This window comes from Halobacterium sp. NMX12-1 (genome assembly GCF_040435975.1).
Taxonomy (GTDB): domain Archaea; phylum Halobacteriota; class Halobacteria; order Halobacteriales; family Halobacteriaceae; genus Halobacterium; species Halobacterium hubeiense.
This window is the reverse complement of the sequence record NZ_CP159204.1, coordinates 478,772-504,645: the sequence shown is the minus strand read 5'-3', so window position 1 is coordinate 504,645 and position 25,874 is coordinate 478,772. Positions and strand designations below refer to the sequence as shown.

The following is a 25,874-nucleotide window of genomic DNA, read 5'->3' as shown; positions in this document are numbered from 1 at the left end:
GCCCTTACTCGCCGTCCTGCTGCTGCTGGGCCTGCATCTGCTGTTGCATCATCTGCTGCTGGGCCTGCTGTGCCTGCTGTTCGAGGGCCTCCTGCTCCTCTTCGACTTCCGCGATTTCCGAGCGGACGTCCTCGATGCGCTCGTCGAGCGTCTCGCGCTTCTCGTCGAGCACGTCGGCCGCGTCGTCGGCGTCCTGCTCGGCCGCGTAGCCGCCGCCGAGGCTGACGACGACCTCGTCCATGTCCTGCACTTCCGCGCGGACGTACGCGTCGCCGCCCAGCGGGACCTGCACGGTCGAGCCGGTCTCGAGGACGTCGAGGGCTTCCTGGGCCTCGTCGACCTCGACCTTCTCGGCCTCGAGTTCCTCGACTTCCTCCTCGAGTTCCTCTTTCTCCTCTTCGAGGGCCTGAATTTCCTGTGAAAGCTGCTGAAGCTGCTGTTGACCGCCGCCGCCTCCAAGACTCATACCCGAAATTCGGGGAGCAAGCGGGAAGTATCTTCCTACTCGGGAACTCGGTCGCGGCGGCGAAACGCCCGCCCTCGCGGGCGACAGCGCTCGTAGCGGAGATAGAGATGTGGCGAGAACGGAGCCGATAGCGGCGTCAGTCGATGAACCCGAGCGCGTCGTCGATGCGCCCGAGTTCGGGGCCGGTGGTGTCCTCGCCGGCGACGTAGCCCTCGTCGTTGGCGACGAGCCCGGAGCCGACCAGCGGCGCGCCGTAGTTGACGGTCCCGATGTCCGCGGGGACGCCGAGGACGTCCTCGATGGCGTCCAGTTCCTCGTCCGTGGACTTCGGGTGGCAGAGCACGCCGTCGTTCGTCGCGACGGCGGCCGTGCCGACCGTGTTCACGCCTGCGAGTCGGCCGCGGGTCACGGGCACGTCGAGGGCGTCCTCGACGGCTTTGACGGCCTCCCGGGAGAGCTCCGAGTGGACGTACGCGCCCTCGTCGTTCGCGACGACGACGTTGCCGGCGGCGTTCACGCGGCCGGGGAGTTCGCCGACGGTGACGTCGGCAGCGTCCTCGATGCGGTCGCGTTCGCGCTGCCGGATGCGGCTGCTCGCGAGCAGGCCGTTGGAGTTGCCCGCGACGAGCGAGCCGACCGTCGACGAGCCGCCGACGTTCGTCGGGACGGCGGGGACGCCGAGCTCCTCGGCGAGTTCGTCGGTCAGTTCCTCGGAGATGTCCGGCCGGACGACGACGCAGTCGTTGGTCGCGCGAGCGAAGACGCCGACGTACGGGGACCCGAGGAAGGCAGCGCGTAACAAGTTCTTACTCTTCGTATTCGGCTTCGACGACGGTCTCGCCGTCCTCGACGAAGCGCGCGGCGTGCACGCGGACCTTCCGCGGCGGGTTCTTCTGACCTTCCGACCAGATGGCCTCGTTGATGGAGGGGTCCAGGCGGACCTCCTCCTCGTCGACCGCGAAGTGCTTCGCGAGGTGTTCGCGGATGATGGTCATCGCCTGTCCGGCCTGCTCGTGGTTGGGAACTTTCGTCACGTCCCGAAGCGGGACGGTGACGATGCGCTCCTCGAAGTCGCTGGCGGACATTATTCGTCGGTGTCGTTACGCCGCCAGTTGCGGCGCTTCGGGTTGCGCTGGACGTCCCGGTTCGTCTTCATCATGACCCACGCGGGCACGCGGCTGTTCTGGCGTTCGAGTTTCGCCAGTCGCTTCTTCTGCGCCTTCGATTTCTTGCCCATAGTGGTCGTCGCTACCACCGCCGTCGTTAAAACCTTGTTCTTCTGAAGCCGCCGCAACGCCGCCCTAGAGGTCCACGGCGTGGACAGTCTCGTACTCGGGGCCCTCGCGGGTGAGCGTGCTCTCCGTGAGCCGGACCTCGGAGACGCGCATCGTCCCGACCTCTGGGTGGCGCTCGCGCACGAGGTCTTGCACGAGTTCCTTCCCGCCGGCGTGGTTCATCCGCGCGAGCGTGACGTGGGGCGTGAAGTCGTGGTCCTCGGCGTCGAAGCCGTGTTCCTCGACGAACTCCGCCTCGATGGCCTCGTGCAACCGGGCGAGTTCCGCGCTGCCGTCGCCGACGCCGAGCCACACCACCGAGATGTAGTCGAGGCTCGGGAACACACCGAGGCCGCCCAGTTCCGCGTCGAACTGCTCGACGCCGCTGTCGGCGACGGCGCTTTCGAGGGCGTCGATTAGTTCGTCTTCGCGGTCGTCGGCGACGTCGCCGAGGAACTTCAGCGTGACGTGGGCCTGCCCGGGGTCCACGAAGTCCAGTCCCTCGGCGTCGGCGAACTTCGCTTGCAGGCTCGCCACGTCGTCGGCCAGCCGGTCGGGGAGGTCGACACTGACGAACAGCCGCATACCGGCGGTTCTCGGTGCGTTGCCCTTAACCTCCCGGCCGCGCTAGACGCGGGTATGACTGACCGAGAGGAGCCCGAGCCGCCCGAGGACCCGGTCGCGGACCACGACTTCTCCGAGGGGGAGGGCTTCGACGAGCCCTACGAGGGGTTCGACTTCGACCCGCCGGAGCTCTCCGTGGACGACCCGTCCAGCGTGGACCCCGTGGACAGCCGCGTCGTCAGCGACTCGCTGGACGAGCGCGTCGTCCAGAACGACGACGTGGACGCCGACGAACTCATCGACGTCGGCCTCAGCTACCTCGGCATCAACCGCCACGAGCAGGCCGCCGACGCCTTCGAGCGCGCCGCCCGGTTCACCGACGACGAGGACCTCGAACAGGAGGCGTGGGTGAACAAGGGCATCGCGCACGGACAGATGGAGGAGTGGGACGAGGCTGTCGGCGCGCACCGGGAAGCCATCTTCGTCGCCGAGGACGGCGACTTCGAGGCGGAAGCGCAGACGAACCTCGCGTACGCGCTCTGGCAGTTCGACGAGGACGAGGAGGCCTACTACCACGCGGAGAAGGCCGTCCGGGAGAACGACCGGCTGCCGCAGGCGTGGTACAACCTCGGCTTCATCGAGAACGAGCGCGACCGCCACGAGCAGGCCCTCGACGCGCTGAACAACGCCATCCGGCTTGGCTTCCAGCAGGCCGACGTCTACGAGGAGAAACAGCGCGCCCTCGAAGCGCTCGGCCGCGACGAGGAAGCACAGAAGGTCGCCGAGCAGGCCGAGGACATCCGGGAGGCCCAGGAGCGGGACCTCGTCGAGCGCGAGTGATGATACTCAGCGAGCGACAGACCGACCGCGGCCTCCTCGTCACGGCCTGCGACCCGGACGTCCTCGGGGAGACGTTCGCGAACGGCGACACGGAGTTCACCGTCACCGAGGAGTTCTACGGGGGCGAGACGGTCGAACCGGAGGCCGTCCGCGAGTCGCTGGCGCGCGCGAACGTCGCGAACCTCGTCGGCGTCGAGGTCGTCGACCTCGCCATCGAGGAGGGCCACGTCGAGGAGGCGAACGTCCTCGACCTCGACGGCACCGTCCACGCGCAGTTCATACGCCTCTAATTCCCGTTTTCGGGCGTCAGCGATACCGGCAGCGCTCCCGGCACCGAAGAACAGTAGTGTCCCCGCCCCCTACTCGCGTGTAATGGAAGCCACCGAGCAGGACCCCCTCGACGTCGACGCCATCCGGGCGGACTTCCCCATTCTCGACCGGGAGGTAAGCGACGGCCAGCGGCTCGTCTACCTCGACAACGCGGCGACCACGCAGACCCCGGACCGGGTCGTGGACGTCTTCTCGGACTACTACCGCGGCTACAACGCGAACGTCCACCGCGGCATCCACCAGCTCAGCCAGGAAGCCTCCATCGCCTACGAGGAGGCCCACGACCGCCTCGCAGAGTTCGTCGGCGCGGACGGCCGCGAGGAGATGATCTTCACGAAGAACACCACCGAGTCCATCAACCTCGTGGCGTACGCGTGGGGGCTCAACGAGCTCTCGGAGGGCGACGCGGTCGTGCTCTCGGAGATGGAGCATCACTCGTCGTTCGTGACGTGGCGCGAAATCGCGAAGAAGGTCGGCGCCGAAGTCCGCTACATCCGCGTGGACGAGGACGGCTACCTCGACATGGACCACGCCGCGGAGCTCATCGACGAGGACGTCGAGATGGTCTCGGTGGTCCACGCCTCGAACGTCCTCGGCACCGTCAACCCGATGCGCGAACTCGCGGACCTCGCCCACGAGCAGGATGCCCTGATTCTCGGCGACGGCGCCCAGTCCGTCCCCAACCGCCCCGTGGACGTCAAGGAGCTGGACGTGGACTTCTACGTCTTCTCCGGGCACAAGATGGCCGGCCCGACGGGCATCGGCGGCCTCTACGGCAAAAAAGAGATTCTGGAGGACATGGAACCGTTCCTCTACGGCGGCGACATGATTCGGCGCGTCACCTTCGAGGACACCACGTGGAACGACCTCCCGTGGAAGTACGAGGCCGGCACGCCGCTCATCGCGCAGGGCATCGCGCTCGCGGAAGCCGCCGACTACCTCGACGACGTCGGCATGGAGGCGATTCAGGCCCACGAGGAAGCCGTCACCGAGTACGCCTACGAGCGCCTCGACGAGTTCGACGACGTCGAAATCTACGGCCCGCCCGCCGACGACCGCGGCGCCGTCGTCGCGTTCAACGTCGACGGCATCCACGCCCACGACCTCGCGTCCATCCTCAACGACTACGGTATCGCCATCCGCGCCGGCGACCACTGCACGCAGCCGCTCCACCAGAAACTCGACATCGCCGCGTCCGTGCGCGCCTCCTTCTACCTCTACAACACCAAGGAGGAAGTCGACAAGCTCGTGGAGTCGCTGGACGCCGCCCGCGACATCTTCGCGTAGCCACTTTTTGCGCTGTCACGGAAAGAGCGCTTTGCGCTCTTTCCAGATGACGAGAGACGCCGCAGGCGTCTCTCGAACCACGTGGGGCGCGCTCCGCGCGCCCCACTCGGCAAAAACTTGCGGAAAAAGCACTCCTCCCTCATGGTCCGAGAGACGCCGCTGGCGTCTCTCGTCATCACGAGAGAGCTTCGCTCCGTTCGGTCGTCGGCCTCCACTCGTTCGCTGCGCTCACTCGTGGAGTGAACCGCTCGCGCCTGCGGCGCTCGCGGATGCCGGCCTTCACTGGTGTGTCGTTCCGCGGAACGTTTTTACGGCGTTCTACCCTACGAACGCCCAATATGAGCATGGGCTCGGACATGTACCGGCAGCAGATTCTCGACCACTACCGCAACCCCCGCAACCACGGCGAGCTCGGCGACGCGACGTTCTCCCACGACGGCTACAACCCCTCGTGCGGGGACGAGCTTGAGTTCGACGTGAAGCTCGAGGACGACGGGGAGACAATCGAGCGCGTCGCGTTCCGCGGCGACGGCTGCGCCATCAGTCAGGCCTCCGCGAGCATGCTCACGGAGAAGCTCCCGGGGATGACCCTCGACGAAGTCGAGGAACTGGACACCGACGACGTCCTCGACATGCTCGGCGTGGAAGTGACGCCGATGCGCGTGAAGTGCGCGGTGCTCTCCGAGAAGGTCGTGCAGGACGGCGCGAAAATCTACGAGGGCGACGCGGACGTCGACGAGACGACCACCGAGGAGTAACGCCCGCGACTCGCCGACACGCTCAGTTCTCCCGCGAAAACGGCGCCCGCTCCCGTTCTGCGACTCGGCTATCGCTGTGAGCATCCGCGAGCCGAGCGCGGCGGTTCACTCGCGGCTTCGCCGCGAGGCCGACGAGCGACTAAGCGCCGAAGGCGCGCTGGAGTGGTTCGAAAGGCGCTTCGCGCCTTTCGTCATCACGAAAGACGGCTCCGCCGTCTTTCGAACGACGAGGAGTGCTTTTTCCGCAAGTTTTTGCCGAACCGAGCGGGACCGAAGGTCCCGCTGGCCGTGCGAACGGGCGCGTAGCGCCCGTGAGCAGACGAGGCGGCGAAGCCGCCGAGCGTGGTTCGAGAGACGGCGGAGGCGTCTCTCGTCATCTGGAAAGAGCGCTTCGCGCTCTTTCCGTGACAGCGCAAAAGGTACCTATGTGCCGTGCTGCCAGGAGGTCATGTACTCCTCTTGCTCCTCGCTGAGGGTGTCGAGTTCGACGCCTTCGGCGTTGAGCTTGATTTCCGCGAGCTTGCGGTCGAGGTGGTCGGGGACCTCGTGGACGCCTGCGTCGTAGTCGTCGGCGTTCTCGACGAGTTCGCGGATGGAGACGGCCTGCACGCCGAAGCTCTGGTCCATGACTTCGACGGGGTGGCCGAGGCTGACTGGGGTCGCGAGGTTGACGAGGCGGCCTTCGGCGAGCACGTTGATGCGCTTGCCGGAGGGGAGTTCGTACTCGCGGACGCCGTCACGGACTTCTTGCTCGCTGTCAGCCATCTCGCGGAGCGCTTCGAGGTCGATTTCGATGTCGAAGTGGCCGGCGTTCGCGAGGACGACGCCGTCCTGCATCTTTTCGAAGTGGTCCTCGACGATGACGTCGCGGTTCCCGGTGGTGGTGATGAAGACGTCGCCGACCTCGGCGGCCTCGCTCATCGACATCACGTCGTAGCCCTCCATGTGGGCTTCGAGCGCGCGCCGCGGGTCGATTTCGGTGACGATGACGTTCGCGTTCTGCCCGCTGGCCTTCTTCGCGACGCCGCGGCCGCACTGCCCGTAGCCCGCGACGACGACGTCCTTGCCGGCCCACGAGAGGTTCGTGGTCATCGCGATCGACGCCAGCGAGGACTCGCCGGTGCCGTGGACGTTGTCGAACAGGCGCTTCATCGGCGTGTCGTTGACCGCGATGACGGGGTACTCGAGCGCGTCGTCGTCGTCCATCGCGCGGAGGCGGTGGACGCCCGTGGTGGTCTCCTCGGTGCCGCCGACGATGGTGTCGATGAGTTCGGGGTGGTGCTCGTGCACGCGGAACACGAGGTCGCCGCCGTCGTCGACCGTGACCGTGGGCTCGTGGCCGAGGACGGCGTCGATGGCCTCGTAGTACTCCTCGTCACCGACGCCGTGTTTGGCGTAGCTCGTAATCGAGGGGTGGGCGTCCAGCGCCGCGCTCACGTCGTCGTGCGTGGACAGCGGGTTGCAGCCCGTAATCGCGACTTCCGCGCCGGCGTCGGCCATCGTCTCGACGAGCGCCGCGGTCTTCGCCTCGACGTGCAGCGCCATCCCGACGGTCTCTCCTTCGAGTGGTTCGTTCTCCTGGAAGTCCGCGCGCAGCGAGGAGAGAATCGGCATGTGTTCGAACGCCCAGTCGATTTTCTTCCGGCCGGCGTCGCGAGCGGACCCGACCTCGTCGAGTCGCTCGCTAATCGGCGACGCTGTGGTCATACCGAGAGGCACGGCGACTGGATTCAAAACCCTACCGAAGCCGCGGAGAAAGCGGGCGGGACGGCGTGCGCGTAGCCCGATGGCGGAGGGGGTCGCCGTCCGACGCCCGACGGGAGTCCGCGCCGAGCGGCCGGGAGCGCCACGTGTTCGACTCACACCTCGCGGCCGCTCGACGCGGGTGCTGACGCCGTCGACAGTGGGTGCCGCAGGCCGTCTGGCCTGCACTGGATTCCTCGGCCGGATGAGGAAAAAGCTCGTTGGCCGGGAGCTGACTTATTCGGTTTTTGAGCCGCTCTCGCAGCCGTTTCGCCGGTATTCGCTCGCCCGCCTGCGATTCGCGCCGGCTACTCGGCGCGCTCGGCGACGGCGGCCGCCCGCGACTCGGCGTGCTCGCGAATCGCGGCCTCGTCGAGCGTCTGGAGGTCGCGGTCCCGCATCAACACCGTACCGTCGCAGACCGTGTGCCGGACGTCGCCGCCGGTCGCGGCGTACGCGAGGTGGGAGACGTAGTCGTGGACGGGCGTCAGGTGGGGCGCGGAGAAGTCCACGACCGCGAGGTCGGCGTTCGCGCCCGCCTCGATGCGCCCGCTGTCGAACCCGAGCGCCCGCGCGCCGCCAGCGGTCGCCATCTCGACGGCGGCCTCCGCGGGGACTGCGGCGGCGTCGTCGGCCGCGAGTTTGCCGAGCATCGCGGCGTCCCGCAGCTCGTCGAAGAGGTCGAGGTCGTTGTTCGACGCCGCGCCGTCCGTCCCGAGCGCGACGTTCACGCCCGCCTCGCGCATCGCCTGCACGGGCGCCATCCCGGACGCGAGCTTCATGTTCGACGCCGGGCAGTGGACGACGCTCGCGCCGCGTTCCGCGAGCAGTTCGTGCTCGGTCTCGTCGGTGTGCACGCCGTGCGCGAGGAAGTCCGCCTCCGTGACCATCCCGAGGTCGTCGGCGTACTCCAGCGGGCGCTCGCCCTCCTCCTCGACGATTGGCTCCACCTCGTCGGTCGTCTCGTTCGCGTGGAAGTGCACGGGCACGTCGTGCTCGCGGGCCTTCCCGACGAACTCTCGGAGGTACTCCTCGCCGACGGTCGTCAGGCTGTGGGGCATGTACGCCGTCTTGATTCGCCCGCCGGCGGCGCCATCGAGCTCCCGCGCGATTTCGATGCTCTCGTCGTTGTCCCGGTACGCCTCGCCCTCGTCCTTCCCGACCGTGACGACGCCGTGCCCGAGCCGCGCCCGCACGCCCGCTTCCTCGACGGCCTCGGCGATTTCGGGCACGTGGAAGTACATGTCCGCGAACGCCGTCGTCCCCGACCGAATCATCTCCACGAGCGCGAGCTCGGCGCCCGCCCGCACGTCGCCCTCCGTGAGTTCTCCCTCGGCCGGCCAGATGTCCTCCTGCAGCCACGCATCGAGGGGTTTGTCGTCGGCGTACCCCCGCAGCAGCGTCATCGCCGCGTGGCAGTGCGCGTTCACCAGCCCCGGCATCACGAGGCTCCCTTCGGCGTCCAACCGCTCGTCGCCTTCTGCGACGTCCCCAACGTCCAGAATCTCGCCGCTGTCCTGGTCCACGAGCACGTCCGCCTCCGACACGGACAGGTCCGGGTGGAGCACCCGCCCGCCCGCGATTCGTAGCGTGGTCATGGGCTGTGTTTCGCCCGACTGGCTTGTGTGTCTGTGGGTTTCGCGTTCGTGATTCGCCGGGGCCACTGCGTGCGCGCTCTCACGACGACACTTCCCCGCAAGCCTCGGACCCCCTTCGAGCCCCGGAAGACGAACGCAGTGAGTCTTCCGCCCCTCGCCACTTTCACCGCGCTACGCGAACCCTTAACCCCGTGAGCGACGTACGACTCCCCGAATGTCGGAGTCCGCGTACGTCGACCACCCGATGCTGGCCGAGGGCGTCATCGAGGCGCGCCAGTACCAGCTGCAGCTCGCGGCGGCCGCCCGCGAAGACCACACGCTCGTCTGCCTCCCCACGGGACTGGGGAAGACGACGGTGAGCCTGCTGGTGACGGCCTACCGGCTGGCCGACGACGCGGGCGGGAAGTCCCTCCTGCTCGCGCCGACGAAGCCGCTGGTCGAACAGCACGCGGCGTTCTACCGGGAAGCGCTCCAGATCCCGGACGACGAAGTCGTCGTGTTCACGGGGGAGACCCGTCCCGACGACCGCGCGGAGACGTGGAACGACGCGCGCGTGGTCGTGGCGACGCCGCAGGTCGTGGAGAACGACCTCGTGGGCGGGCGCGTCGGCCTCGAAGAGGTCGTCCACTGCACGTTCGACGAGTGCCACCGCGCGACCGGCGACTACGCGTACACGTACATCGCGGAGCGCTACCACGCGGACGCGCTGAATCCGCTCGTGACGGCGATGTCCGCCTCTCCGGGCGGGAACGAGGAGGACATCCGGACGGTCTGCGAGAACCTCGGCGTGCGGAACGTCGAGGTGATGACCGAGGACGACGCGGACGTCGGCGAGCACACGTACGACACGGACGTCCAGTGGGAGCGCATCGAACTCCCCGAGCAGGTCGTCGAGGTCCGGGACGCCATCAACGAGGTCATCGAGGACCGCCTGGAGAAGCTCCGCGAGCTTGGCGTCACGCGCGTCTCCAGCCCGGACGTCTCCCAGAAGGACCTGAACAAGATTCGCGCGAAACTGCAAGAGCTCATCGACAACGACCAGAGCGAGGGCTATCAGGGGATGAGCGTGCACGCGGAGGTGATGAAGCTCCGCCGCGCCGTCGAACTCGTCGAGACCCAGAGCGTCGAATCAGTCCGGCGGTACTTCGAGCGCCAGCGCAACGCCGCGCGCTCCTCGGGCGCGTCGAAGGCGAGCCAGCGGCTCGTCTCCGAGCCCAAGGTCAAGGAGGCGATGCGGAAGGCCGACGAGTTCGACGGGCTCCACCCGAAGTTCCGGCGCGCCCGGATGCTGCTCGCGGAGACGCTGGGCATCGAGGAAGGGGAGCGCGTCATCGTGTTCACCGAATCCCGGGACACCGCCGAAGCCCTCACGGACTTCCTCGGCGAGCACTTCGACGCGCGGCGGTTCGTCGGGCAGGGCGACGCGGACGGCAGCGACGGGATGACGCAGAAAGAGCAGCGGGAGACGCTGGAGGAGTTCCGGAGCGGCGAGTTCGAGGTGCTAGTCTCCACGAGCGTCGCCGAGGAGGGACTGGACGTACCCGAAGTCGACCTCGTGCTGTTCTTCGAGCCGGTGCCGACGGCGATTCGGTCCGTCCAGCGGAAGGGCCGGACGGGCCGGCAGACCGAGGGGAAAGTCGTCGTGTTGATGGCCGAGGACACCCGCGACGAGGCGTACTTCTGGATTTCGCGGCGCCGCGAGCAGGAGATGGAGGACGAACTCCGCGACCTGAAGGACCTCGCGGACGACATCGAGGGCGACCTCGGCGAGAGCCAGCGCGCGCTCGACGACTACGGCGATGAGGAGACAGAGGACGCCAGCGAGACGGCGGCAGCCACGTCAGAGAGCGCCCAGCCCGCGGAAGCCGACGGCGGCAGCGCGGCTGCGGACGGCGACGGGCAGGCCGGGCTCACGGACTTCGACGCGCCAGACCCCGACGACGTCGAGGAGAGTGAGGACGAGGAAGGCGTAGCGGCGCGCGCGGACAGCGGCGACGAGGAGGCCGTCGAGGTGGTCGTCGACCAGCGCGAACTCGACTCGAACATCGCGCGGGACCTCTCGAAGCGCGACGCGGTCGAGACGAGGTTGGAGACGCTGTCCGTCGGCGACTACGTGCTCTCGGACCGCGTCGCCGTCGAGCGGAAGTCCCACGCGGACTTTCTCGACACGTTGCTGGGCGGCGACCGCTCCATCTTCGAGCAGGCCAAAGACCTCACCCGGCACTACACGCGGCCCGTCCTCCTCTTGGAGGGGGACGGCGACCTCTACGCGGAGCGCAACGTCCACCCGAACGCGATTCGCGCGACGCTGGCGTCGCTGGCCGTCGACTGGGGTATCAGCGTCGTGCACACGCGCGGCGAGGACGACACCGCGGAGCTGATTCAGACCATCGCGGAGCGCGAGCAGACGGACAACGACCGCGAGGTGAGCGCGCACGGCGAGAAGGCCGCGAAGACGCTCGGCGAACAGCAGGAGTACGTCGTCTCCTCCATCGCGGACATCGGCCCGGTGACCGCGCGCTCGCTGCTCGAAGAGTTCGGGACCGTGGAAGCCGTGATGACCGCCCGCGAGGACGACCTCACGGAGGCGGACGGCGTCGGCCAGGTCACCGCCGAGCGCATCCGCGAGGTCGTCGGTAGCGACTACCAGCCCGACGCGTAACGCCCCGTTTCCTGACTTCGTTCTGAACGGGGACGGCAGCGCCTCGTACCTGTCCAATCAGTTAAGGTTCGCGGCGGCGACGTGGCGGTATGGCTCCCGACACCGGCGGCGAGACGGCGCTCGCCGACCTCGAACTGACCCGCGCGCTCACCGTCCAGATGACCGCGCTGGGCACGCTCGGGGTCGTCGTCGCGGCCGCCGGCTTCAGCGCGCTGTTCCAGGCCGTCACCGGCCACCCGGCGTCGTTCCAGTTCGCGCCCGCGGGCGTCGGCTGGTGGACGAACGCGCTGGACGTGCTGGTCATTCTGGTGCTGGCGACCGTCTTCGTCGTCCCCCACGAACTGTTACACGGGCTCGCTATCCGGTACTACGGCGGCGAAGCGACGTACGGCGTCGGCCTCGCGCACTTCATCCTCCCGTACGCGTACGCCACGACCGACCACGAGTTCACCCGCAACCAGTTCGTCGTCGTCCTGATGACGCCGCTGGTCGTGATGACCGGCGTCGGCGTGCCGCTGATGTTGGCCTTCGAGTGGGGGTGGCTGGTCGTCCCGCTGGCCGCGAACGCCGCCGGCGCGGTCGCGGACGTCTGGATGACGATGACGCTGCTGGGGTTCCCAGAGGACGTCCGCCTCGAAGACCACGCGGACGGCGTCCGCATCCTCGGCGACGAGCGCGACCGGCCGCGCTCGCTGTCGGTGACGGCGGTCGTCTGGGACGCGCTCGCCGGCGCGGCCGTCGCTGCCGTCGGCGTGTTCGTCGCGCTGGCTGTCGTCGGCCCGCTCGTTCTCGACGTCCTCGGCGTCACCTCCCTGACGGTCGGTACGCCCGAGACGTTCACGTTCCTGTTCGCGTTCTCGTCGTCGCCAACCGAGATTTCGATGAGCGTCGGGCCGGGCGTGCTCGCCGTCGGCGCGGTCGTCGGACTGGTGTACGCGCTCGTGCGGAGTTACCGGCGCGCTCGGTCGGGCGAAGAATGAGCCGGAGCGAGCGGCGGGGCGTCAGTCCCGGTCGGCGCGGTGCTCGCTGATGATGGAGTCGACCATGCTCTCCTTCTGTTCGCGCTCGCGTTCGGCCTTCCGCTCGCGCCAGTCCGCGATGACGGCCTCCACCTCGGGCTCGCTGGCGATGGCGAGTTCGTCCACCTCGCGGATGGTCACCTCACTGGCGGGACCGACGGGAATCTCGTGGTCGAACAGCACCTCGTCGGCGGCGTCCGAGAGGCCGCCCGACCGGAGCACGACCCGGGGGTCGAACTCCGCGAGCAGTTCCGCGGTCGAGCGGCCCGCGCCGGAGGCGTCCCGGAGGTAGACGACGTCGCCGGCGGCGATGCCGTACTCGTCGTCGGCGGCCTCGATGTCGTCGACGGTGAACTGCTCGACGGGCTTGACCGCGACGAGGTCGCCGCTGTGGTCCACGTCCCCCAGATTCGAGTGGTCGAGCTTCCAGAGGTCCTTGAGCCGTTCGAGCTTCGCGGCGAGTTCCTCGGCGCGCTCGCGCTCCTCCTCGAGTTCGGTTTCGAGGCGGTCGTTCTCCCACTCCAGCTTGGTGACCTCGCGGCGCTCGCGGGCCTCCTGTCGCTCCTCGCGGCGCGCCTCGGAGAGTTCTTCCTCGTACTCCGCGATGGTCTCGTCTTTCTCGTCGAGTTCGGCTTCGAGGTCCGCGACGTGGTCCTTGAGGCGGGCGACCTGCGCTTCGAGGTCCCGAATCCGGCGCTCCTCGTCGGTGAGCTCGCGGGGCTCGTGCTCGACGGCCTCCTCCTCGGGCTCGTCTGTCTCGGTGAGGTCTTCGAGGACCGCGGTGAGCGGTTGGTCGTCGCCGACGACGCGCGCGACGACCTCGCCGCGGTCGAGTTCGGGCGGCGTCTCCTCGGTGGCGCGCCGAATCTGGTCGGCGTGGGCGTCGCGGGCGAACAGCGCCGCCGCCATCGCGTCGCGCTGGTGGTCGTCCTCGTAGCCCTCCTCGCGGGTGCGGTGCTGTTTCTCGTCCACGGGGAGGTCGGTGTCGGGCGCCCAGCCGGCGGCGTCGAAGCTCGCGCGAATCTTCTCGACGGTCGCCGGCATCGGATTCACGTCGGCAGCGACCACGACCGGGCGGCCGCGCTCGATGATCCACTCGATGACCTCGGCGGTGTCGGCGGTGCGCGTGCTCGTGACGTCGAGCACGCGGCCGTCGAGCGCGACCAGCGCGACCGCCGTGGTCGTTCCGGGGTCGATGCCGACGAACACGCGGTCGCGGCGCCGCGCGAGCGGCTCGAACTCGATGCCGTCCCGGCGCACGGGCTCGACCTCGACGCGCGTGTCGCCGGAGCGCCGGCTGCTCACGGGGATGTCCTCGGGGCGCGCCTGCACGGTGAACACGGCGTTGGCGAACCCGCCGTACTTCTCGGTGACCTCGCGCTCGTAGTCGAGGCCGGCGTCGTCGAGGTCGGACTCGACCTCGCGGGCGACGCGCTTCACGGAGCCGTGGATGCGCCGCGTGAAGCGGTCCTCGCTCCACCCGCCACCGCCGCCGGTCGAACGGCCGCGAGCGACCTTCACGGTGGTCTCGTCGGTGAACGCCGACACCTCGTAGCCGACGTTGCGCGCGGCCAGCCGGGCGGCGGCCTCGGCCTCCTCCATCGCGGGCTTGCCGTACGGGACGCCGTGGCGTTTCGCGACGCGGGAGAGCGGTTCCGGGCGCTCGTCGCCGGTGACCTGCACGAGCTTCGTCTCGTCGGGGAGCCCGCGCAGGAAGTGCACGAGCTGGTCCTTGTCGGCGGCCAGCTCGTACATGTTGTCGGTCGCGAGAATCGCGGGCTCCTCGCCGTCCAGTCGCCGGAGCAGCTTCCGGCGGGTGACGACGTCGCGCTCGACGACTTCGCCGTCGAAGACGACCAGCGCGTAGGAGGGGGCGTCCCCGCGCACGTCACCGCTCTGCACGTCGACGCCGAACACGCGGGCGTCGAGGGCGCTCGTGCGGGTACTCACGTTGCCGAAATGTAGGGCGTGACGGCTAATAAGTGCACGGCGGGAGCAGGATGGACCCGCCGCGAGCACCTCACCGAGTGAGCGGTCAGCGGTGTATCAGCCCCAAAATCCGGGCGCGCAGGTCGTCCGAGGAGTCGTACGTGCGGTCGTCGGCCTCGTCGAGGACCGCGTCGAAGGGCGCGACGCCGTCCTGAGTCTCGACGTCGTAGTCGCCGTAGGCCTCGACCAGTTCCCCCGTCTTCGCCGGGTAGTCGTGGCTATCGATGGCGTCGCCGAGGTCGCCGAGCTGGTCGTCTGGTTCGTCGGGCACCGGTTCCTTCTCGTCCGCGCGGGTCCTGGCCTCCGCCTGCATGCGCTGCTGCTGTCGGTCCTCCTCGTTGTCGGCCTGATCGTTTCGGCCCTGTTTGTCGTCTGCCATGCCACCGGATACGGTACTGACCCGGAAAGCAGTGCGGCCGGCACTCGCAAGCAGCCACCGTCACAGTGCCGTCCTCCCGTCGCCGTGGCAGTACGAGAAACGCGTTTCCCGGCGTCTGGACCCCGGGCTGTAGCGATAGCGCTGGACGCCGCGGAGTGTCGGCGCGTCAGTCGGCGTCCGGGAACGGGACGTCGTAGGTCATGCCGTCGTGGGCGACGAACACCTCGCCGTCGAAGTCGGCGGCCTCGGCGTCCTCGCGGAGTTCGCGGGCGTCGCCGGCGTACCGCGAGGAGACGTGCGTGAGCGCCAGCGCGCGGGCGTCGGCGCGGGCGGCGATTTCGGCGGCTTCGCCCGCGGTGGAGTGCCCGGTGTCTTCGGCGCGGTCGGCGGCGTCGTCGGTGAACGTCGCGTCGTGAATCAGGAGGTCGGCGCCGTCCGCGGCGGCGACGACGGGGTCGTGGGGGCGCGTGTCGCCCGTGTAGACGAGCTTGCGGCCGGGACGGGGGTCGCCGACGACCTGCTCGGGGCGGACGACCGTGCCGTCCTCCAGTTCGACGGCAGTGCCGTCGTGGAGCTGCGAGAACTTCGGGCCGACCGGCACGCCCAGTTCCTCGGCCTTCTCGCGGTCGAAGCGCCCCTTCCGGTCGTCCTCGACGAGCGCGTACCCCACGGAGGTCGTTCGGTGGGCGGTGTCGAACGCGCGGACCTCGTACTCGGGGCGGTCGAGGACGGTCTCGCCCGCGCTCACTTCGCTGACGCGGACGGGGAAGCCGACGTCGCCGCCGACGGCGAACACGAGGGCTTCTATCTGGTCGCGGACGCCCCGGGGGACGTGAATCGTCAGGGGGTCCTCGCGGTCGTTGAAGTCCCACGTCTGGACGAGGCCGGGCAGCCCGAAGACGTGGTCGCCGTGGGCGTGCGTGACGAACACGTCCGAGACGTCGAAGCCGGTGCCGTACCGCATCATCTGTCGCTGGGTGGCTTCGCCCGCGTCGAAGAGGAACGCGTCGCCGCCGCGGCGCACGAACACCGAACTGGGGTTGCGTTCGGTCGTGGGGACGGCGCCACTCGTCCCGAGGAAGGTGGCCTGCAGAGTCATGCCCGAACGTGGGCGGGCCGCGCGCAAAACCCCACCGATACCCCGAGCGGGCGGCGACTCCCCTCTCCGTGGCGGGTAAGCGGACGTTGCCGCGGGTACGGTCGGCTTGCACGAGAGTAACAGCACCGTTCGCGTAGTACTCTCCCCTTTTCTGAGGGTAGCAGGCCGCTAAGTACGTAAATCGGCGCTAACTATCGCTCCGGTTTATGCACAGTTCGCCCGTCGTGGTGGGATGGGTAACACCACAAATGCATAGACACACAGTCGCGGTACTGGCCGTCGTTGGCGCGCTCCTCCTCTGGGGCGGCGCAGCGGCAGCCGTGCAAGCACCGGCCACGCAGACGCCCGGCGAGCGCGTCGACGGCGTGGTCGCCGACGCGGTACAGGAGAACCAGACGCAGAACGCCAGCGTCGCGTTCGGCGACCAGAACACCAGCGACGCCACGGTGACGGTGCAGAACGTCACCGTTCCCGACGGCGGCTACGTCGCCGTCCACGACAGCACGCTCTTGGACGGTGACGCAGTCGGGAGCGTCGTCGGGGTCTCCGAGTACCTCGACGCCGGCACCCACGAGAACGTCACCGTGACGCTGTACGAGGGCGTCGCGGGCGCCGACTTCTCGAACGCCAGCGCGCCGAACGCCTCCGAGACGCTCGTCGCGATGCCGCACCTCGAAACGTCGAACAACACCACCTACGACTTCGTCGCGTCGAACGGCAGCCAGGACGGCGCGTACGTGACTGACGGCGACGCCGTCGTGGACGCTGGTAACGTGAGCTTCGACCTCGACCGCGGCGTCGTCGTCGACAGCCTCGACGCGCCGGCGTACGCGGCGACCAACACCACCGTGACGGTGAACGCCACCGTCGAGAACACCGCCGACGAGAACCGGACTGAGGACGTCGCGTTCCGCCTCGGCGGTGGCGGACTCGACGTCGTCGCCCACCAGAACGTCACCGTCGGCGCGGGCGAGACGGCGAACGTCTTCTTCGACGTGAACACCACGGGCGTCTCCGAGGGCGAGTACGCCCACGCCGTGACGACGTACAACTCCAGCGCGTTCGGCGCCGTCACGGTCACGGACAACGCGACCGTGGCCTTCGACGAGCAGGCGACCGACGGCAGCAACGTCTCGGTCAGTGACGTGTTCGTCCCCGAGAGCGGCTACGTCGCCGTCCACGACAGCACGCTCTCGGACGGTGACGCAGTCGGGAGCGTCGTCGGGGTCTCCGAGTACCTCGCGGCGGGCTACCACGAGAACGTCTCCGTGACGCTGTTCGAGGGCGTCGAGGGCGCGACCTTCGACGGCCGCGAACTCGCGGACAACGAGACGCTGGTGGCGATGCCGCACCTCGAAACGTCGAACAACACCACCTACGACTTCGTCGCGTCGAACGGCAGTCAGGACGGTCCGTACGTGACTGACGGCGGCGCGGTCGTCGATGCCGGCAACGTCACGCTCGTCGCCGACGACGGCGGCGACGACAACCAGACGACCACGACGACCGACACGACCACGAGCGACACGAACACTACGACTGCGGACGGCGAGACGAACACTACGACTGCGGACGGCGAGACGAACACCACGACCGCAGACGGTGGAATGAACACCACGACTGCGGACGGCGAAACCGACGCCACGACTGCGGGTAGTGGCACGGACGCCACGACCGCGAACGGCGAGCCGACCGCCGCGTAAGCGACCCCCGGACCGACTCTTTCTTTGCCCCGTAGCGGCTACCTGCGCGTAATGGACGAGCCGCTGTGGATAGACGCGCACGCGCCGTCGCTGGCCGACCTCCCACAGGAGGGACTGCGGGACCGCCTGCGGGACGCCACCGACGAGCCCGTGAATCTGGTCGTCTACGGCCCCGAGGGCGCGGGGAAGACGGCGGCGGTGCGCGCGCTCGCCGAGCACGCCCACGAGGACGCCGACAACGACCTCGTGGAGCTGAACGTGCAGGACTTCTTCGGGATGACGAAGAAGGAGGTCAGCGAGGACCCGCGGTTCTCGCAGTTCATCTCCTCGAAGCGCCGCCGGAACTCCTCGAAGGCGGACCTCATCAACCACGTGCTCAAGGAGTCCGCGAGCTACCCGCCGGTCTCCGGCGACTACAACACGATTCTGCTGGACAACGCCGAAGCCATCCGCGAGGACTTCCAGCAGGCGCTGCGGCGCGTGATGGAGCGCCACCACGAGGCCACGCAGTTCGTCATCGCGACGCGGCAGCCGTCGAAGCTCATCCCGCCGATTCGCTCGCGGTGCTTCCCGGTGTCGGTGCGCTCGCCGACGCCCGACGAGATTACCGACGTGCTCCGCGACATTGTGGAGGCCGAGGGCGTAGAGTACGACGAGGACGGCATCGAGTTCGTCGCAGGGTACGCCGACGGCGACCTGCGGAAGGCCGTGCTGGGCGCGCAGACGACCGCCGAGCAGGAGGGCGAGATTACGATGAACACGGCCTACGAGACGCTCCAAGACGTCGGCGCGGACGACCAGATAACGTCGATGCTGGACGACGCGGAGGCCGGCGAGTTCACGGACGCGCGCTCGACGCTCGACGACCTGCTCGTCGACGACGGCCTCAGCGGTGAGGAGGTGCTCGAAGAGATTCTGCGCGTCGGGCGCTCCCGGTACGACGGCGAGGAGCTCGCGGAACTCCACCGGCTCGCGGGCGACGTGGAGTTCGACCTGCACGCGGGGAACAGCGACCGGATTCAGGTCGGGCGGCTGCTCGCGGAGCTGGGCCGGGAGGCGTGACCGAAGGAGTAGCTTTTCTACGCGTCGCCACGGAGACCCGGTGTGTCTCTCGCCGACCAGTTCGAGCGCGTCGGAGTCGTCGTCGGTGCCGTCCTGCTAGTGGCGCTGCCGCTGTCGCTGGCCGTGGACGCGGTCGTCGGCCCGGCGACGCCGTGGTGGCAGCTCCTCGTTGTCCTGGCGCCCGGGTTCGTCGTCGGGTGGGCGGCGGCCACCGACGACCTTCCGGTGGCGTACGGGAGCGTCTGGTTCGTCTGCTTCGCGGGCTACGTGCTCTCGGTCGCGACGATTAGCCTGCTCGAACTGGTGCCCGTCTACGAGCACACGACGAGCGTGCTGGTCGTGCTCGTCGCGTCGTTCGCGGTCGCGGTCGTCGCGGACGGCTACCGATAGCTGGCCGTCAGGCGGTGTCCCGTCGCTTCCGCGCAGCGACGGCGCCGAGGAACGCCAGCGAGACGAGCGCGCGCTTCGGACTGATGCCGAGCGTGAGCTGCGTGTCGTCGGCGGCGTCGGCGGCGGCGTCGGTGGCAGCAGCGAGGTAGTCGGAGTCCCCGAGCGCCGCTGTCGATTCGCCGCCCGCGGCGACAGATTGGACGCCGGCACCCACCAGCAGGCAGACGGCGGCAGCGACGGCACAGAGACGCACGGCAGTTTCGGCGTTGATACCCTAGGTTCTCCGATACGTGGCCAAAAGTCTTATCCGTGAATCGTTGTCGCACTGGTCACTACCGGCTCGGATACATAGCGAAATAGAGGGGTACAGAGCCTCATCTGCTGTGCCGTTCGTTAATGCCAACTGTCACGTCTGGCGTGTCAATCGAGTACGAGGACGTGCCGCGTCAGCGAGCGGTGGACGCGGCGCTCGAAGCGCTCGGCGACCGACCAGCCGGCATCGCGAGCGGCGTCGCGCCAGTCGCGGTCGGCGACCAGCACGCAGCGGTCGGTGACCCGGCGCGCCTCCGCGAGGGCGCCGGCGACGAGGTCCGCGAGTTCGTGCGTCTCTATCTTCGACTGCCGACCGTACGGGGCGTCGAAGATAACTGCGTCCGCCGCACCGTCGCGGAGCGGAAGCCGAGTGGCGTCGGCGCGCGCGACGCCGAAGTCATCGACGTAGGCGTCGAGGTTCTCGCGGGCGCCTTCGACCATCTTCTGCTGGGCGTCGGTGCCGACCGGGCGCGCGCCGAGCAGGCCGGCTTCGATGAGGACGCCGCCGGTGCCACACATCGGGTCGAGGACGACGTCGCCGGGCTGGACGCGCGCGAGGTTGCAGAGCGCGCGCGCCAACAGCGGGTCCATGCTGCCCGGCTGGAAGAACGGGCGGTCGGTGGGCTTGCGCTCGCCGAAGTCGCGGACGGACTCGACGGTCAGCCACGCGAGAAAACAGGAGTCGTCCGCGAAGAGCGCCCGAAGCTCGTGGTCGGGGTCGTCCAAGTCCACGTCGAAGCCGGCGTCGACGAGCACGCCGCCGAGGTCGCGCTCGGCCTGCTGGGTGTCCACGTCGGTCGTGTTGCGGACGTTGCGTGCGCGGACCGCGACGGTGCCCTCGCGGGCGACGTCGGCCTCGCGGAGCGCGTCGGCAGCGGCGGCGACGCTGGCGTCGGTCGTGGCGACGTGGTGGCCGGCGCGGTGCGCGTACGCGAGGCCGCGGAAACGCTCGCGGTCGACGTCGCTGGCGAGACCGATACCGGGGGCCGCGACGCGGGCGTCGGTCGCGGCGGCGCGGGCTTCGGCGGCGGCGAAGTCGTCGTCGGCGCCGCCGAGTTCGAGGACGAACACACCACAACTGGACGCCCGCGGGCAATCAGCCTGCCGGCATCGCGGGGTACTTGAGGCGTTGTTCCCCGGACTACCAACCTTTATAAACCTTAAATACGTGATTTAAACCGTACGATGACCGACCCCAAGGAAACCATCAATATTGAAAACGTGGTCGCCTCCACCGGCATCGGCCAGGAGCTCGACCTCCAGAGCGTCGCGATGGACTTGGAGGGGGCCGACTACGACCCCGAGCAGTTCCCCGGCCTCGTCTACCGCACGCAGGACCCCAAGAGCGCCGCGCTCATCTTCCGGTCCGGCAAGATCGTCTGCACCGGCGCGAAATCCACCGACGACGTCCACGAGAGCCTGCGCATCGTCTTCGACAAGCTCCGCGAGCTCTCCATCGAAGTCGAGGACGAACCCGAAATCGTCGTCCAGAACATCGTCACGTCTGCGGACCTCGGCCGCCAGCTCAACCTCAACGCCATCGCCATCGGCCTCGGCCTCGAGAACATCGAGTACGAGCCCGAGCAGTTCCCCGGCCTCGTCTACCGCCTCGACGAGCCCGAGGTCGTCGCGCTGCTGTTCGGCTCCGGCAAACTCGTCATCACCGGCGGGAAGAAGCCCGAGGACGCCGAACACGCCGTCGACAAGATCGTCTCCCGGCTCGAAGAGCTCGGCCTCCTCGAATAAGGCGACGTGGTCCTCCAGGTTCAGCCCGCGCCCGGCACGCTCGGCCAGTACGTCGGCACGCTCGTCGGCGGCTGGCTGCTGTTCGCGTTCACCGCGCACGTCGCCGCGACGTACATCCTCGGCGACGTCCCGTGGAAGCGCGCGCTCCTCGTCGGCGTCGCGCCCGCGGTCGTCACGGTCGCGCTCGTCCGGTACAACCCCGCAGTCATCATCGCGGTCAGCCTCGCCGCGGACTTCGCGGCCGTCCACGCGGTCTACCGCGTGAAGTACCGGACCGCCGCGCTCGTCGTCGTGATGCACTACGTCGTCTCGCTGGCGCTCGTCGTGCTCGCCGCGAACCTGCTGGCGCTGTTGAGCACGGCGCCGGCCTGAGTTGCACGCGCGGAGAACGCCCGTCCCGCTTTTTGGTCCGTCCCGCGTACGACAGAACATGAACGGCTACGAGCGGCGCGCCCTCCACGCGAGCAGCCTCGCGCTCGCGGCCGCCGCGCTCGCGTACGCCTCCTCCTACGTCCACCGGCCCGGCCCCGACGTCGCCGCCGTCTTCGGTATCGCCGCGGTGCTGCTCGGCGCGTACCACGCGCTCGGCGACCCGGACACCGCCGCGGGCGCGTGGCTCTCCCCGACGGGAGCCGCCGCACTCGCGGTGGTCGCGGACGCCGCCGCCGACCTCCGCCTCGCGGCGCTCGCGCTCGCGGGCCTGAGCGTCCTCGGGTTCGTCGTCTACCCGCTGACCGCGTCCGCCGCGCGCGCCGTCGGCCGCGGCCGCCGCGGGTGACTACTCGACGAGGCGCTCGATTTCCGTGACGAGGATGCCCGAGGCCCCCTCGCGCTTGAGGTCGTTGACCGCCTCGAAGACGTCGCGCTCCTCGACGACCGCGTGCACCGCGACCATCCCGGGCTCGTCGACGTCCAGCACCGTCGGCCCGCCCAGCCCGGGAATCACGTCCTCGATGGCGTCGAGGTTCTCCTCGGGCGCGTTCAACATCAGGTAGCGCTTGCCCTCGGCGGAGCGCACGGACTGCAGCGCCGTCCGCACCTGCTCGACTTTCGGGTCGTCGGTGACATCGTCACGCGCGAACAGCCGCACGGAGCTCTGGAGCACCTCGTCGACGACCTTCAGGCGATTCACGCGCAGCGTCGTCCCCGTCGAGGTGATGTCCACGATGGCGTCGGCCATCTCGACGTGGGGCGTGAGTTCGGTCGCACCCGTGACCTCCACGATGTCCGGGCTGACGTCCTTCCCGTCGAAGTAGTCGCGCGTAATCGTCGGGAACTCGGTAGCGACGGTCTTCCCCGCGAGGTCCTCGGCGGCGTCGATGTCGCCGTCCTCCGGCGCCGCCAGCACCAGCCGGCACTTCCCGTAGTCGAGGTCCAGCAGGTCCTCGACGTTGTCCGCGCCGGACTCCCGCACCTGGTCGAGGCCAGTGATACCGAGGTCCGCCGCGCCGTCCGCGACGTACTCCGGGATGTCCGCCGCCCGCGCGTACAACACGGTGATCTCGGGGTCCACGGTGTCGGCGTACAACTGGCGGTCCGCGCCGCTCTCCACGCCGATACCGGCCCTGTCGAGGAGGTCCAGCGTCGGGTCGTGCAAGCGGCCCTTGTTGGGCACGGCAATTCGCATACCGAACGCTACGTCGACCGGGGGGAATAGGTTTTGGACGACGCGGCCGCGCGGTCAGTAGACGTCGTCGGGGTCGAACACCTGCTCGCCGACGACCTCGCCGTCGAGCGTGCGGTGGAAACAGGAGTGGTAGCCGGTGTGGCAAGCACCGCCGGATTGGTGCACCCGGTACAGCAGGGCGTCGCCGTCGCAGTCCACCCGGACCTCCTCGATTTCCTGCGTGTGGCCGCTGGTCGCGCCCTTCTCCCAGAGTTCCTCGCGGGAGCGCGAGTAGTAGTGCGCGCGCCCCGTCTCGACGGTCTTCTCGACGGCCTCGCGGGTGGCGTGCGCGAGCATCACGACCTCCTCGGTCTCGACGTCCTGCGCGACGACCGTGACGAGGCCGTCGTCGCCGAAGTCGAGGTCTACCTCGAAGTCCATACGGGAGCGACGCGGGCCGGCCGGTTAGCGGTTACGTCCCCGTCAGGCGGGCACGAGGCCGAGCGCGTCCATCACCCAGAAGAGCACGTCGCCGCCCGTCAGCGCGACCAGCAGGCCGACGAACAGCGGGATGATGAACGGGACGCCGGGGGTCACCCAGACGTCCTCGCTGTCGACGATGAGGTCGAGGCCCTCGCGGAGGTCCGCTGGCGTGGTGCCGTACGCAGAGCCCTCGATGTCGTCGAGGAACGCCGCGGCGCCCCACGGGTCGCCGCTGCCGTCCGTGACGACCGCGCCGCCGGTCGGGTCGTTGGGGTCGTCGGGGAGCGTGTCGGGGTCGCGGAGTTCGCGGTTCTCGCGGAGGTCCGCGAGCGTGAGGCCGCGCCACCGGAGGTACATCCGGAGCGCGTCCAGGTCGAGGCCGTCCCGGGTGAAGCCGTCGTGGGTTTCGAGGAGGCTGCCGTGGGTGTCAGTGAGTTCGCCGACGGGGACGCGGCGGCCGACGAACATCACGACCGAGAACTCCCCCGAGAGGGCGTTCTGGGCGCCGAGCACGAGCGGGTACGCCAGCCCGAGGATGACGGTGTTCGTGAGAATCGTCAGCGAGAACACGCCGAGCGCGGTCTCCACCACGGGCAGCGAGTACCCCAGCAGCTCGTAGGACGGATACGTCGGGTACAACACGGCGAGCGTCATGAACGCGCGGGCGTCGGCGCCGCCGAACCCGCCGATGTACCAGAACGCGTACGCCAGCGGGACGACGAACAGGATGCTGAACGCGACGCGGATTGCGAACCGCTGGAAGACGTACGGCGTCCCGAACGCGACGTAGCCGTCCCAGACGACGAGGACGACGCCGAGCAGGACCAGCGGCCGCCAGAGGCCGTTCGGGACGCGGCGCGTCCGCAAGTCCCGGAGCGCCGCCCAGCCCAGCGCCGGCACGACGAGCAACCGCAGGAGGTCGGGTATCGAGGCGTCCACTACCGGGTGTCGGGAACGCCGCCGGCTTAGGTGTTGTCCTTACCCGGGGACGGCGACGCAACTGTGCGCGCGAGTAGAGATACGCCGCCCTGCCGGACGGCGCTCCGCAAAAATTCGGGGTCGCGAACGACCCGTGTCGCCGCTTAGATGACGCGGTTCTGCAGGTAGTCGAGGTGCTTGGCGTTGTAGACGATCTTGACCTCGTCGGCCGCCGGGGAGCCGATGCAGGTCAGGCGGACGTTCTTCTCTTCGACTTCCTCGTCGGAGAGAATCTGCTGCATGTCCATGTCGATGTCGCCTTCCTTCACGATGGACGCGCAGTTCGCACACGCGCCGGCGCGGCACGAGAACGGCCAGTCGTAGCCCTGCGCCTCGGCGGCTTCGAGGATGTACTCGCCCTCGGCGACTTCGAGCGTGCCGTAGTCCTCGTCGTCGAGGCCGGCGTCGGCCGCCTTCTCGAAGAGGTCGTCGTCGTCCATGTCCCAGCCCTGATCGTCCAGAGTCTCGTAGTTGAGGTATTCAACCGTCGGCATCGTTCGAAGCGTTCGCAGTCCGCCGGCATAGTAGTTTTCGTTCTTGGCGAACGACGGGAATGGACGCAACACCCCACGAACGTTCGATTTCCCGGGATTCGCCAGTGACGGGACGCTTTTAGGGGAGCCACCCGCACACGACGGTATGGCGTTCGAGTCCTTCGAGGTCGTACCGGCGGTGGACATGCAGGACGGCGAGGTCGTCCAGCTCGTGCAGGGCGAGCGCGGCACCGAGAAGCGCTACGGCGACCCCGTGGAGGCCGCCCAGCGGTGGGTTTCGGCGGGCGCGCGAACCCTCCACCTCGTCGACCTCGACGGCGCGTTCGAGGGCGAGCGCGGCAACGCTGACGCCGTCGAACGCATCCTCGACGCGACGAGCGTGGACGTGCAGGTCGGCGGCGGCATCCGCAGCGTCGCGGACGCCACTGAACTCCTGGAGCGCGGCGTCGACCGCGTCATCCTCGGCACCGCGGCCGTCGAGAACCCCGAAATCGTCGGGGAAATCAGCGCCGAGTACCCGGGCAGCGTGATGGTGAGCCTCGACGCGAAGGACGGCGAGGTCGTCGTCGAGGGGTGGACGGAGGGTACGGGACTGGACCCCGCGGAGGCCGCCCAGCGCTACGCGGACCTCGGCGCGGGCTCGATTCTGTTCACGAACGTCGACGTCGAAGGCCAGCAGGCGGGCGTCGAGACCGAGCCCGTCCGGCGACTCGCTGACAGCGTGGACATCCCCGTCGTCGCGAGCGGCGGCGTCGCCGACATCGACGACGTACTCGCGCTCCGCGACGCGGGCGCCGCCGCGGTCGTCGTCGGCACTGCGCTCTACGAGGGGAACTTCACCCTCGAAGAAGCCAAGGACGCGCTGTAGCCGCTGTTTCTGCGACCCGGATTACAGCCGCCTGACCAGCCGGCAGGGCGGGACTGAAAGGGGCCGACCGCTGGCGGTCACTCGCGACGCAAGCACTGGACCGAGCGTAGCGAGGGAAGCGCGCAGCGAGCGAGCGGCCGCCAGCGGGAGGGGGCTTTCGAGAAAGCGTCCTCACGAGCAGAAGAGAGACAGTCACGACATACTCTGACTAGCAGGCGGAACGG

General features: G+C 68.9%; 29 protein-coding genes. 13 read left to right on the top strand and 16 right to left on the bottom strand.

The window, feature by feature from the left end:
- Positions 1 to 4: 4 nt before the first annotated feature.
- From pfdA to thpR, 5 genes are all read right to left on the bottom strand, one after another.
- Positions 5 to 466 (bottom strand): prefoldin subunit alpha, encoded by a 462-nt coding sequence (pfdA, locus tag ABSL23_RS04095; protein ID WP_353634814.1) that lies wholly within the window; start codon positions 464 to 466, stop codon positions 5 to 7.
- 136 nt (positions 467 to 602) lie between these two features.
- The gene (locus ABSL23_RS04090) at positions 603 to 1,268 is read right to left on the bottom strand and encodes a translation initiation factor IF-6 (protein ID WP_353634813.1); all 666 of its coding nucleotides are present in this window, start codon (positions 1,266 to 1,268) and stop codon (positions 603 to 605) included.
- 4 nt (positions 1,269 to 1,272) lie between these two features.
- Positions 1,273 to 1,551 (bottom strand): 50S ribosomal protein L31e, encoded by a 279-nt coding sequence (locus ABSL23_RS04085; RefSeq protein ID WP_059057932.1) that lies wholly within the window; start codon positions 1,549 to 1,551, stop codon positions 1,273 to 1,275.
- Entirely contained in the window at positions 1,551 to 1,703 is a 153-nt protein-coding gene (locus ABSL23_RS04080; protein WP_059057931.1) for a 50S ribosomal protein L39e, read from the bottom strand. The genes ABSL23_RS04085 and ABSL23_RS04080 overlap by 1 nt, the downstream gene beginning before the upstream one ends.
- 64 nt (positions 1,704 to 1,767) lie before the next feature.
- On the bottom strand, positions 1,768 to 2,325 hold the full coding sequence (gene thpR, locus ABSL23_RS04075) for an RNA 2',3'-cyclic phosphodiesterase (RefSeq protein ID WP_353634812.1): 558 nt from the start codon (positions 2,323 to 2,325) through the stop codon (positions 1,768 to 1,770).
- A gap of 54 nt (positions 2,326 to 2,379) precedes the next feature.
- Here thpR and ABSL23_RS04070 point away from each other — a divergent pair, with 54 nt between their 5' ends.
- The 4 genes from ABSL23_RS04070 to sufU all read left to right on the top strand — a co-directional run bounded on the left by ABSL23_RS04070 (position 2,380) and on the right by sufU (position 5,519).
- A complete protein-coding gene (locus ABSL23_RS04070) occupies positions 2,380 to 3,144 on the top strand; it encodes a tetratricopeptide repeat protein (RefSeq protein WP_059057929.1) in 765 nt (254 codons plus the stop codon).
- A complete protein-coding gene (locus tag ABSL23_RS04065; protein ID WP_353634811.1) occupies positions 3,144 to 3,434 on the top strand; it encodes a DUF424 family protein in 291 nt (96 codons plus the stop codon). Before ABSL23_RS04070 ends, ABSL23_RS04065 begins: the two co-directional genes overlap by 1 nt.
- Before the next feature lie 82 nt (positions 3,435 to 3,516).
- Positions 3,517 to 4,761 carry a cysteine desulfurase gene (locus ABSL23_RS04060; RefSeq protein WP_353634810.1) on the top strand — a complete coding sequence of 415 codons (1,245 nt, stop codon included), beginning with the start codon at positions 3,517 to 3,519 and terminating at the stop codon, positions 4,759 to 4,761.
- A 338-nt stretch (positions 4,762 to 5,099) separates the two neighbouring features.
- Entirely contained in the window at positions 5,100 to 5,519 is a 420-nt protein-coding gene (gene sufU, locus ABSL23_RS04055; RefSeq protein WP_353634809.1) for a Fe-S cluster assembly sulfur transfer protein SufU, read from the top strand.
- Positions 5,520 to 5,942: 423 nt separating this feature from the next.
- Here the strand turns inward: sufU and ABSL23_RS04050 are convergent, their stop codons facing one another.
- Both ABSL23_RS04050 and ABSL23_RS04045 read right to left on the bottom strand, forming a co-directional pair.
- The gene (locus ABSL23_RS04050; RefSeq protein ID WP_353634808.1) at positions 5,943 to 7,226 is read right to left on the bottom strand and encodes an adenosylhomocysteinase; all 1,284 of its coding nucleotides are present in this window, start codon (positions 7,224 to 7,226) and stop codon (positions 5,943 to 5,945) included.
- A 344-nt stretch (positions 7,227 to 7,570) separates the two neighbouring features.
- Positions 7,571 to 8,860 (bottom strand): amidohydrolase, encoded by a 1,290-nt coding sequence (locus ABSL23_RS04045; protein ID WP_353634807.1) that lies wholly within the window; start codon positions 8,858 to 8,860, stop codon positions 7,571 to 7,573.
- Positions 8,861 to 9,074: 214 nt separating this feature from the next.
- On the opposite strand from ABSL23_RS04045, the gene ABSL23_RS04040 reads away from it, so the two are divergent.
- Together ABSL23_RS04040 and ABSL23_RS04035 are read left to right on the top strand one after the other, a co-directional pair.
- Entirely contained in the window at positions 9,075 to 11,522 is a 2,448-nt protein-coding gene (locus ABSL23_RS04040; protein ID WP_353634806.1) for a DEAD/DEAH box helicase, read from the top strand.
- Positions 11,523 to 11,611: 89 nt separating this feature from the next.
- Positions 11,612 to 12,502, top strand: a complete 891-nt coding sequence (locus ABSL23_RS04035; protein WP_353634805.1) for a DUF3267 domain-containing protein — start codon at positions 11,612 to 11,614, stop codon at positions 12,500 to 12,502.
- 21 nt (positions 12,503 to 12,523) lie between these two features.
- Here the strand turns inward: ABSL23_RS04035 and ABSL23_RS04030 are convergent, their stop codons facing one another.
- The 3 genes from ABSL23_RS04030 to rnz form a co-directional block, all read right to left on the bottom strand.
- The gene (locus ABSL23_RS04030) at positions 12,524 to 14,491 is read right to left on the bottom strand and encodes a DUF460 domain-containing protein (RefSeq protein WP_353634804.1); all 1,968 of its coding nucleotides are present in this window, start codon (positions 14,489 to 14,491) and stop codon (positions 12,524 to 12,526) included.
- Between the two features lie 85 nt (positions 14,492 to 14,576).
- Positions 14,577 to 14,909: a hypothetical protein gene (locus ABSL23_RS04025; protein ID WP_353634803.1), complete on the bottom strand. Its 333-nt coding sequence runs from the start codon at positions 14,907 to 14,909 to the stop codon at positions 14,577 to 14,579.
- Between the two features lie 166 nt (positions 14,910 to 15,075).
- Positions 15,076 to 16,008: a ribonuclease Z gene (gene rnz / locus ABSL23_RS04020; RefSeq protein ID WP_353634802.1), complete on the bottom strand. Its 933-nt coding sequence runs from the start codon at positions 16,006 to 16,008 to the stop codon at positions 15,076 to 15,078.
- 248 nt (positions 16,009 to 16,256) lie between these two features.
- Between rnz and ABSL23_RS04015 the strand changes: the two genes are divergently transcribed.
- The 3 genes from ABSL23_RS04015 to ABSL23_RS04005 are packed head-to-tail and all read left to right on the top strand — an operon-like array spanning position 16,257 to position 19,163.
- Complete coding sequence (locus ABSL23_RS04015) at positions 16,257 to 17,711, top strand: hypothetical protein (RefSeq protein WP_353634801.1); 1,455 nt, start codon at positions 16,257 to 16,259, stop codon at positions 17,709 to 17,711.
- A gap of 51 nt (positions 17,712 to 17,762) precedes the next feature.
- Positions 17,763 to 18,773, top strand: a complete 1,011-nt coding sequence (locus tag ABSL23_RS04010) for an AAA family ATPase (protein WP_353634800.1) — start codon at positions 17,763 to 17,765, stop codon at positions 18,771 to 18,773.
- Positions 18,774 to 18,815: 42 nt separating this feature from the next.
- Positions 18,816 to 19,163: a hypothetical protein gene (locus tag ABSL23_RS04005; RefSeq protein ID WP_059057916.1), complete on the top strand. Its 348-nt coding sequence runs from the start codon at positions 18,816 to 18,818 to the stop codon at positions 19,161 to 19,163.
- Positions 19,164 to 19,170: 7 nt separating this feature from the next.
- Here ABSL23_RS04005 and ABSL23_RS04000 read toward each other — a convergent pair whose 3' ends face one another.
- Both ABSL23_RS04000 and ABSL23_RS03995 read right to left on the bottom strand, forming a co-directional pair.
- Positions 19,171 to 19,416: a hypothetical protein gene (locus ABSL23_RS04000; protein WP_353634799.1), complete on the bottom strand. Its 246-nt coding sequence runs from the start codon at positions 19,414 to 19,416 to the stop codon at positions 19,171 to 19,173.
- Positions 19,417 to 19,583: 167 nt separating this feature from the next.
- Entirely contained in the window at positions 19,584 to 20,546 is a 963-nt protein-coding gene (locus tag ABSL23_RS03995; RefSeq protein WP_353634798.1) for a TIGR01177 family methyltransferase, read from the bottom strand.
- Positions 20,547 to 20,660: 114 nt separating this feature from the next.
- On the opposite strand from ABSL23_RS03995, the gene ABSL23_RS03990 reads away from it, so the two are divergent.
- From ABSL23_RS03990 to ABSL23_RS03980, 3 genes are read left to right on the top strand one after another with little or no spacing between them, the layout of a single operon-like run.
- A complete protein-coding gene (locus ABSL23_RS03990) occupies positions 20,661 to 21,221 on the top strand; it encodes a TATA-box-binding protein (protein WP_059057913.1) in 561 nt (186 codons plus the stop codon).
- Between the two features lie 6 nt (positions 21,222 to 21,227).
- On the top strand, positions 21,228 to 21,593 hold the full coding sequence (locus tag ABSL23_RS03985; RefSeq protein ID WP_353634797.1) for a hypothetical protein: 366 nt from the start codon (positions 21,228 to 21,230) through the stop codon (positions 21,591 to 21,593).
- Between the two features lie 58 nt (positions 21,594 to 21,651).
- Positions 21,652 to 21,999: a hypothetical protein gene (locus ABSL23_RS03980; protein WP_353634796.1), complete on the top strand. Its 348-nt coding sequence runs from the start codon at positions 21,652 to 21,654 to the stop codon at positions 21,997 to 21,999.
- On the opposite strand, the gene hisG is transcribed toward ABSL23_RS03980, so the two are convergent.
- The 4 genes from hisG to fer2 all read right to left on the bottom strand — a co-directional run bounded on the left by hisG (position 22,000) and on the right by fer2 (position 24,782).
- On the bottom strand, positions 22,000 to 22,848 hold the full coding sequence (gene hisG / locus ABSL23_RS03975) for an ATP phosphoribosyltransferase (RefSeq protein ID WP_353634795.1): 849 nt from the start codon (positions 22,846 to 22,848) through the stop codon (positions 22,000 to 22,002). It abuts the gene before it with no gap.
- A 54-nt stretch (positions 22,849 to 22,902) separates the two neighbouring features.
- On the bottom strand, positions 22,903 to 23,268 hold the full coding sequence (hisI, locus tag ABSL23_RS03970; protein WP_353634794.1) for a phosphoribosyl-AMP cyclohydrolase: 366 nt from the start codon (positions 23,266 to 23,268) through the stop codon (positions 22,903 to 22,905).
- A gap of 42 nt (positions 23,269 to 23,310) precedes the next feature.
- Positions 23,311 to 24,249, bottom strand: coding sequence for an A24 family peptidase C-terminal domain-containing protein (locus ABSL23_RS03965; RefSeq protein WP_353634793.1), 939 nt, complete (start codon positions 24,247 to 24,249; stop codon positions 23,311 to 23,313).
- A 143-nt stretch (positions 24,250 to 24,392) separates the two neighbouring features.
- Positions 24,393 to 24,782, bottom strand: a complete 390-nt coding sequence (gene fer2 / locus ABSL23_RS03960) for a ferredoxin Fer2 (RefSeq protein ID WP_059057907.1) — start codon at positions 24,780 to 24,782, stop codon at positions 24,393 to 24,395.
- 145 nt (positions 24,783 to 24,927) lie between these two features.
- Here fer2 and hisA point away from each other — a divergent pair, with 145 nt between their 5' ends.
- Positions 24,928 to 25,650, top strand: coding sequence for a 1-(5-phosphoribosyl)-5-[(5-phosphoribosylamino)methylideneamino]imidazole-4-carboxamide isomerase (hisA, locus tag ABSL23_RS03955; protein ID WP_353634792.1), 723 nt, complete (start codon positions 24,928 to 24,930; stop codon positions 25,648 to 25,650).
- Positions 25,651 to 25,874: the final 224 nt, after the last annotated feature.

What these genes read in the sequence shown, in the direction of transcription:
- ABSL23_RS04085 (WP_059057932.1), bottom strand. Translation starts at nt 1,551, where the DNA reads ATGTCCGCCAGCGACTTCGAGGAGCGCATCGTCACCGTCCCGCTTCGG.
- ABSL23_RS04010 (WP_353634800.1), top strand. Translation starts at nt 17,763, where the DNA reads ATGGACGAGCCGCTGTGGATAGACGCGCACGCGCCGTCGCTGGCCGAC.
- ABSL23_RS04070 (WP_059057929.1), top strand. Translation starts at nt 2,380, where the DNA reads ATGACTGACCGAGAGGAGCCCGAGCCGCCCGAGGACCCGGTCGCGGAC.
- sufU (WP_353634809.1), top strand. Translation starts at nt 5,100, where the DNA reads ATGAGCATGGGCTCGGACATGTACCGGCAGCAGATTCTCGACCACTAC.
- ABSL23_RS04080 (WP_059057931.1), bottom strand. Translation starts at nt 1,703, where the DNA reads ATGGGCAAGAAATCGAAGGCGCAGAAGAAGCGACTGGCGAAACTCGAA.
- ABSL23_RS03990 (WP_059057913.1), top strand. Translation starts at nt 20,661, where the DNA reads ATGACCGACCCCAAGGAAACCATCAATATTGAAAACGTGGTCGCCTCC.
- hisG (WP_353634795.1), bottom strand. Translation starts at nt 22,848, where the DNA reads ATGCGAATTGCCGTGCCCAACAAGGGCCGCTTGCACGACCCGACGCTG.
- ABSL23_RS04025 (WP_353634803.1), bottom strand. Translation starts at nt 14,909, where the DNA reads ATGGCAGACGACAAACAGGGCCGAAACGATCAGGCCGACAACGAGGAG.
- thpR (WP_353634812.1), bottom strand. Translation starts at nt 2,325, where the DNA reads ATGCGGCTGTTCGTCAGTGTCGACCTCCCCGACCGGCTGGCCGACGAC.
- hisI (WP_353634794.1), bottom strand. Translation starts at nt 23,268, where the DNA reads ATGGACTTCGAGGTAGACCTCGACTTCGGCGACGACGGCCTCGTCACG.
- ABSL23_RS04015 (WP_353634801.1), top strand. Translation starts at nt 16,257, where the DNA reads ATGCATAGACACACAGTCGCGGTACTGGCCGTCGTTGGCGCGCTCCTC.
- ABSL23_RS04035 (WP_353634805.1), top strand. Translation starts at nt 11,612, where the DNA reads ATGGCTCCCGACACCGGCGGCGAGACGGCGCTCGCCGACCTCGAACTG.
- ABSL23_RS04040 (WP_353634806.1), top strand. Translation starts at nt 9,075, where the DNA reads ATGTCGGAGTCCGCGTACGTCGACCACCCGATGCTGGCCGAGGGCGTC.
- ABSL23_RS04065 (WP_353634811.1), top strand. Translation starts at nt 3,144, where the DNA reads ATGATACTCAGCGAGCGACAGACCGACCGCGGCCTCCTCGTCACGGCC.
- hisA (WP_353634792.1), top strand. Translation starts at nt 24,928, where the DNA reads ATGGCGTTCGAGTCCTTCGAGGTCGTACCGGCGGTGGACATGCAGGAC.
- fer2 (WP_059057907.1), bottom strand. Translation starts at nt 24,782, where the DNA reads ATGCCGACGGTTGAATACCTCAACTACGAGACTCTGGACGATCAGGGC.
- pfdA (WP_353634814.1), bottom strand. Translation starts at nt 466, where the DNA reads ATGAGTCTTGGAGGCGGCGGCGGTCAACAGCAGCTTCAGCAGCTTTCA.
- ABSL23_RS04045 (WP_353634807.1), bottom strand. Translation starts at nt 8,860, where the DNA reads ATGACCACGCTACGAATCGCGGGCGGGCGGGTGCTCCACCCGGACCTG.
- ABSL23_RS04060 (WP_353634810.1), top strand. Translation starts at nt 3,517, where the DNA reads ATGGAAGCCACCGAGCAGGACCCCCTCGACGTCGACGCCATCCGGGCG.
- rnz (WP_353634802.1), bottom strand. Translation starts at nt 16,008, where the DNA reads ATGACTCTGCAGGCCACCTTCCTCGGGACGAGTGGCGCCGTCCCCACG.
- ABSL23_RS04050 (WP_353634808.1), bottom strand. Translation starts at nt 7,226, where the DNA reads ATGACCACAGCGTCGCCGATTAGCGAGCGACTCGACGAGGTCGGGTCC.
- ABSL23_RS03980 (WP_353634796.1), top strand. Translation starts at nt 21,652, where the DNA reads ATGAACGGCTACGAGCGGCGCGCCCTCCACGCGAGCAGCCTCGCGCTC.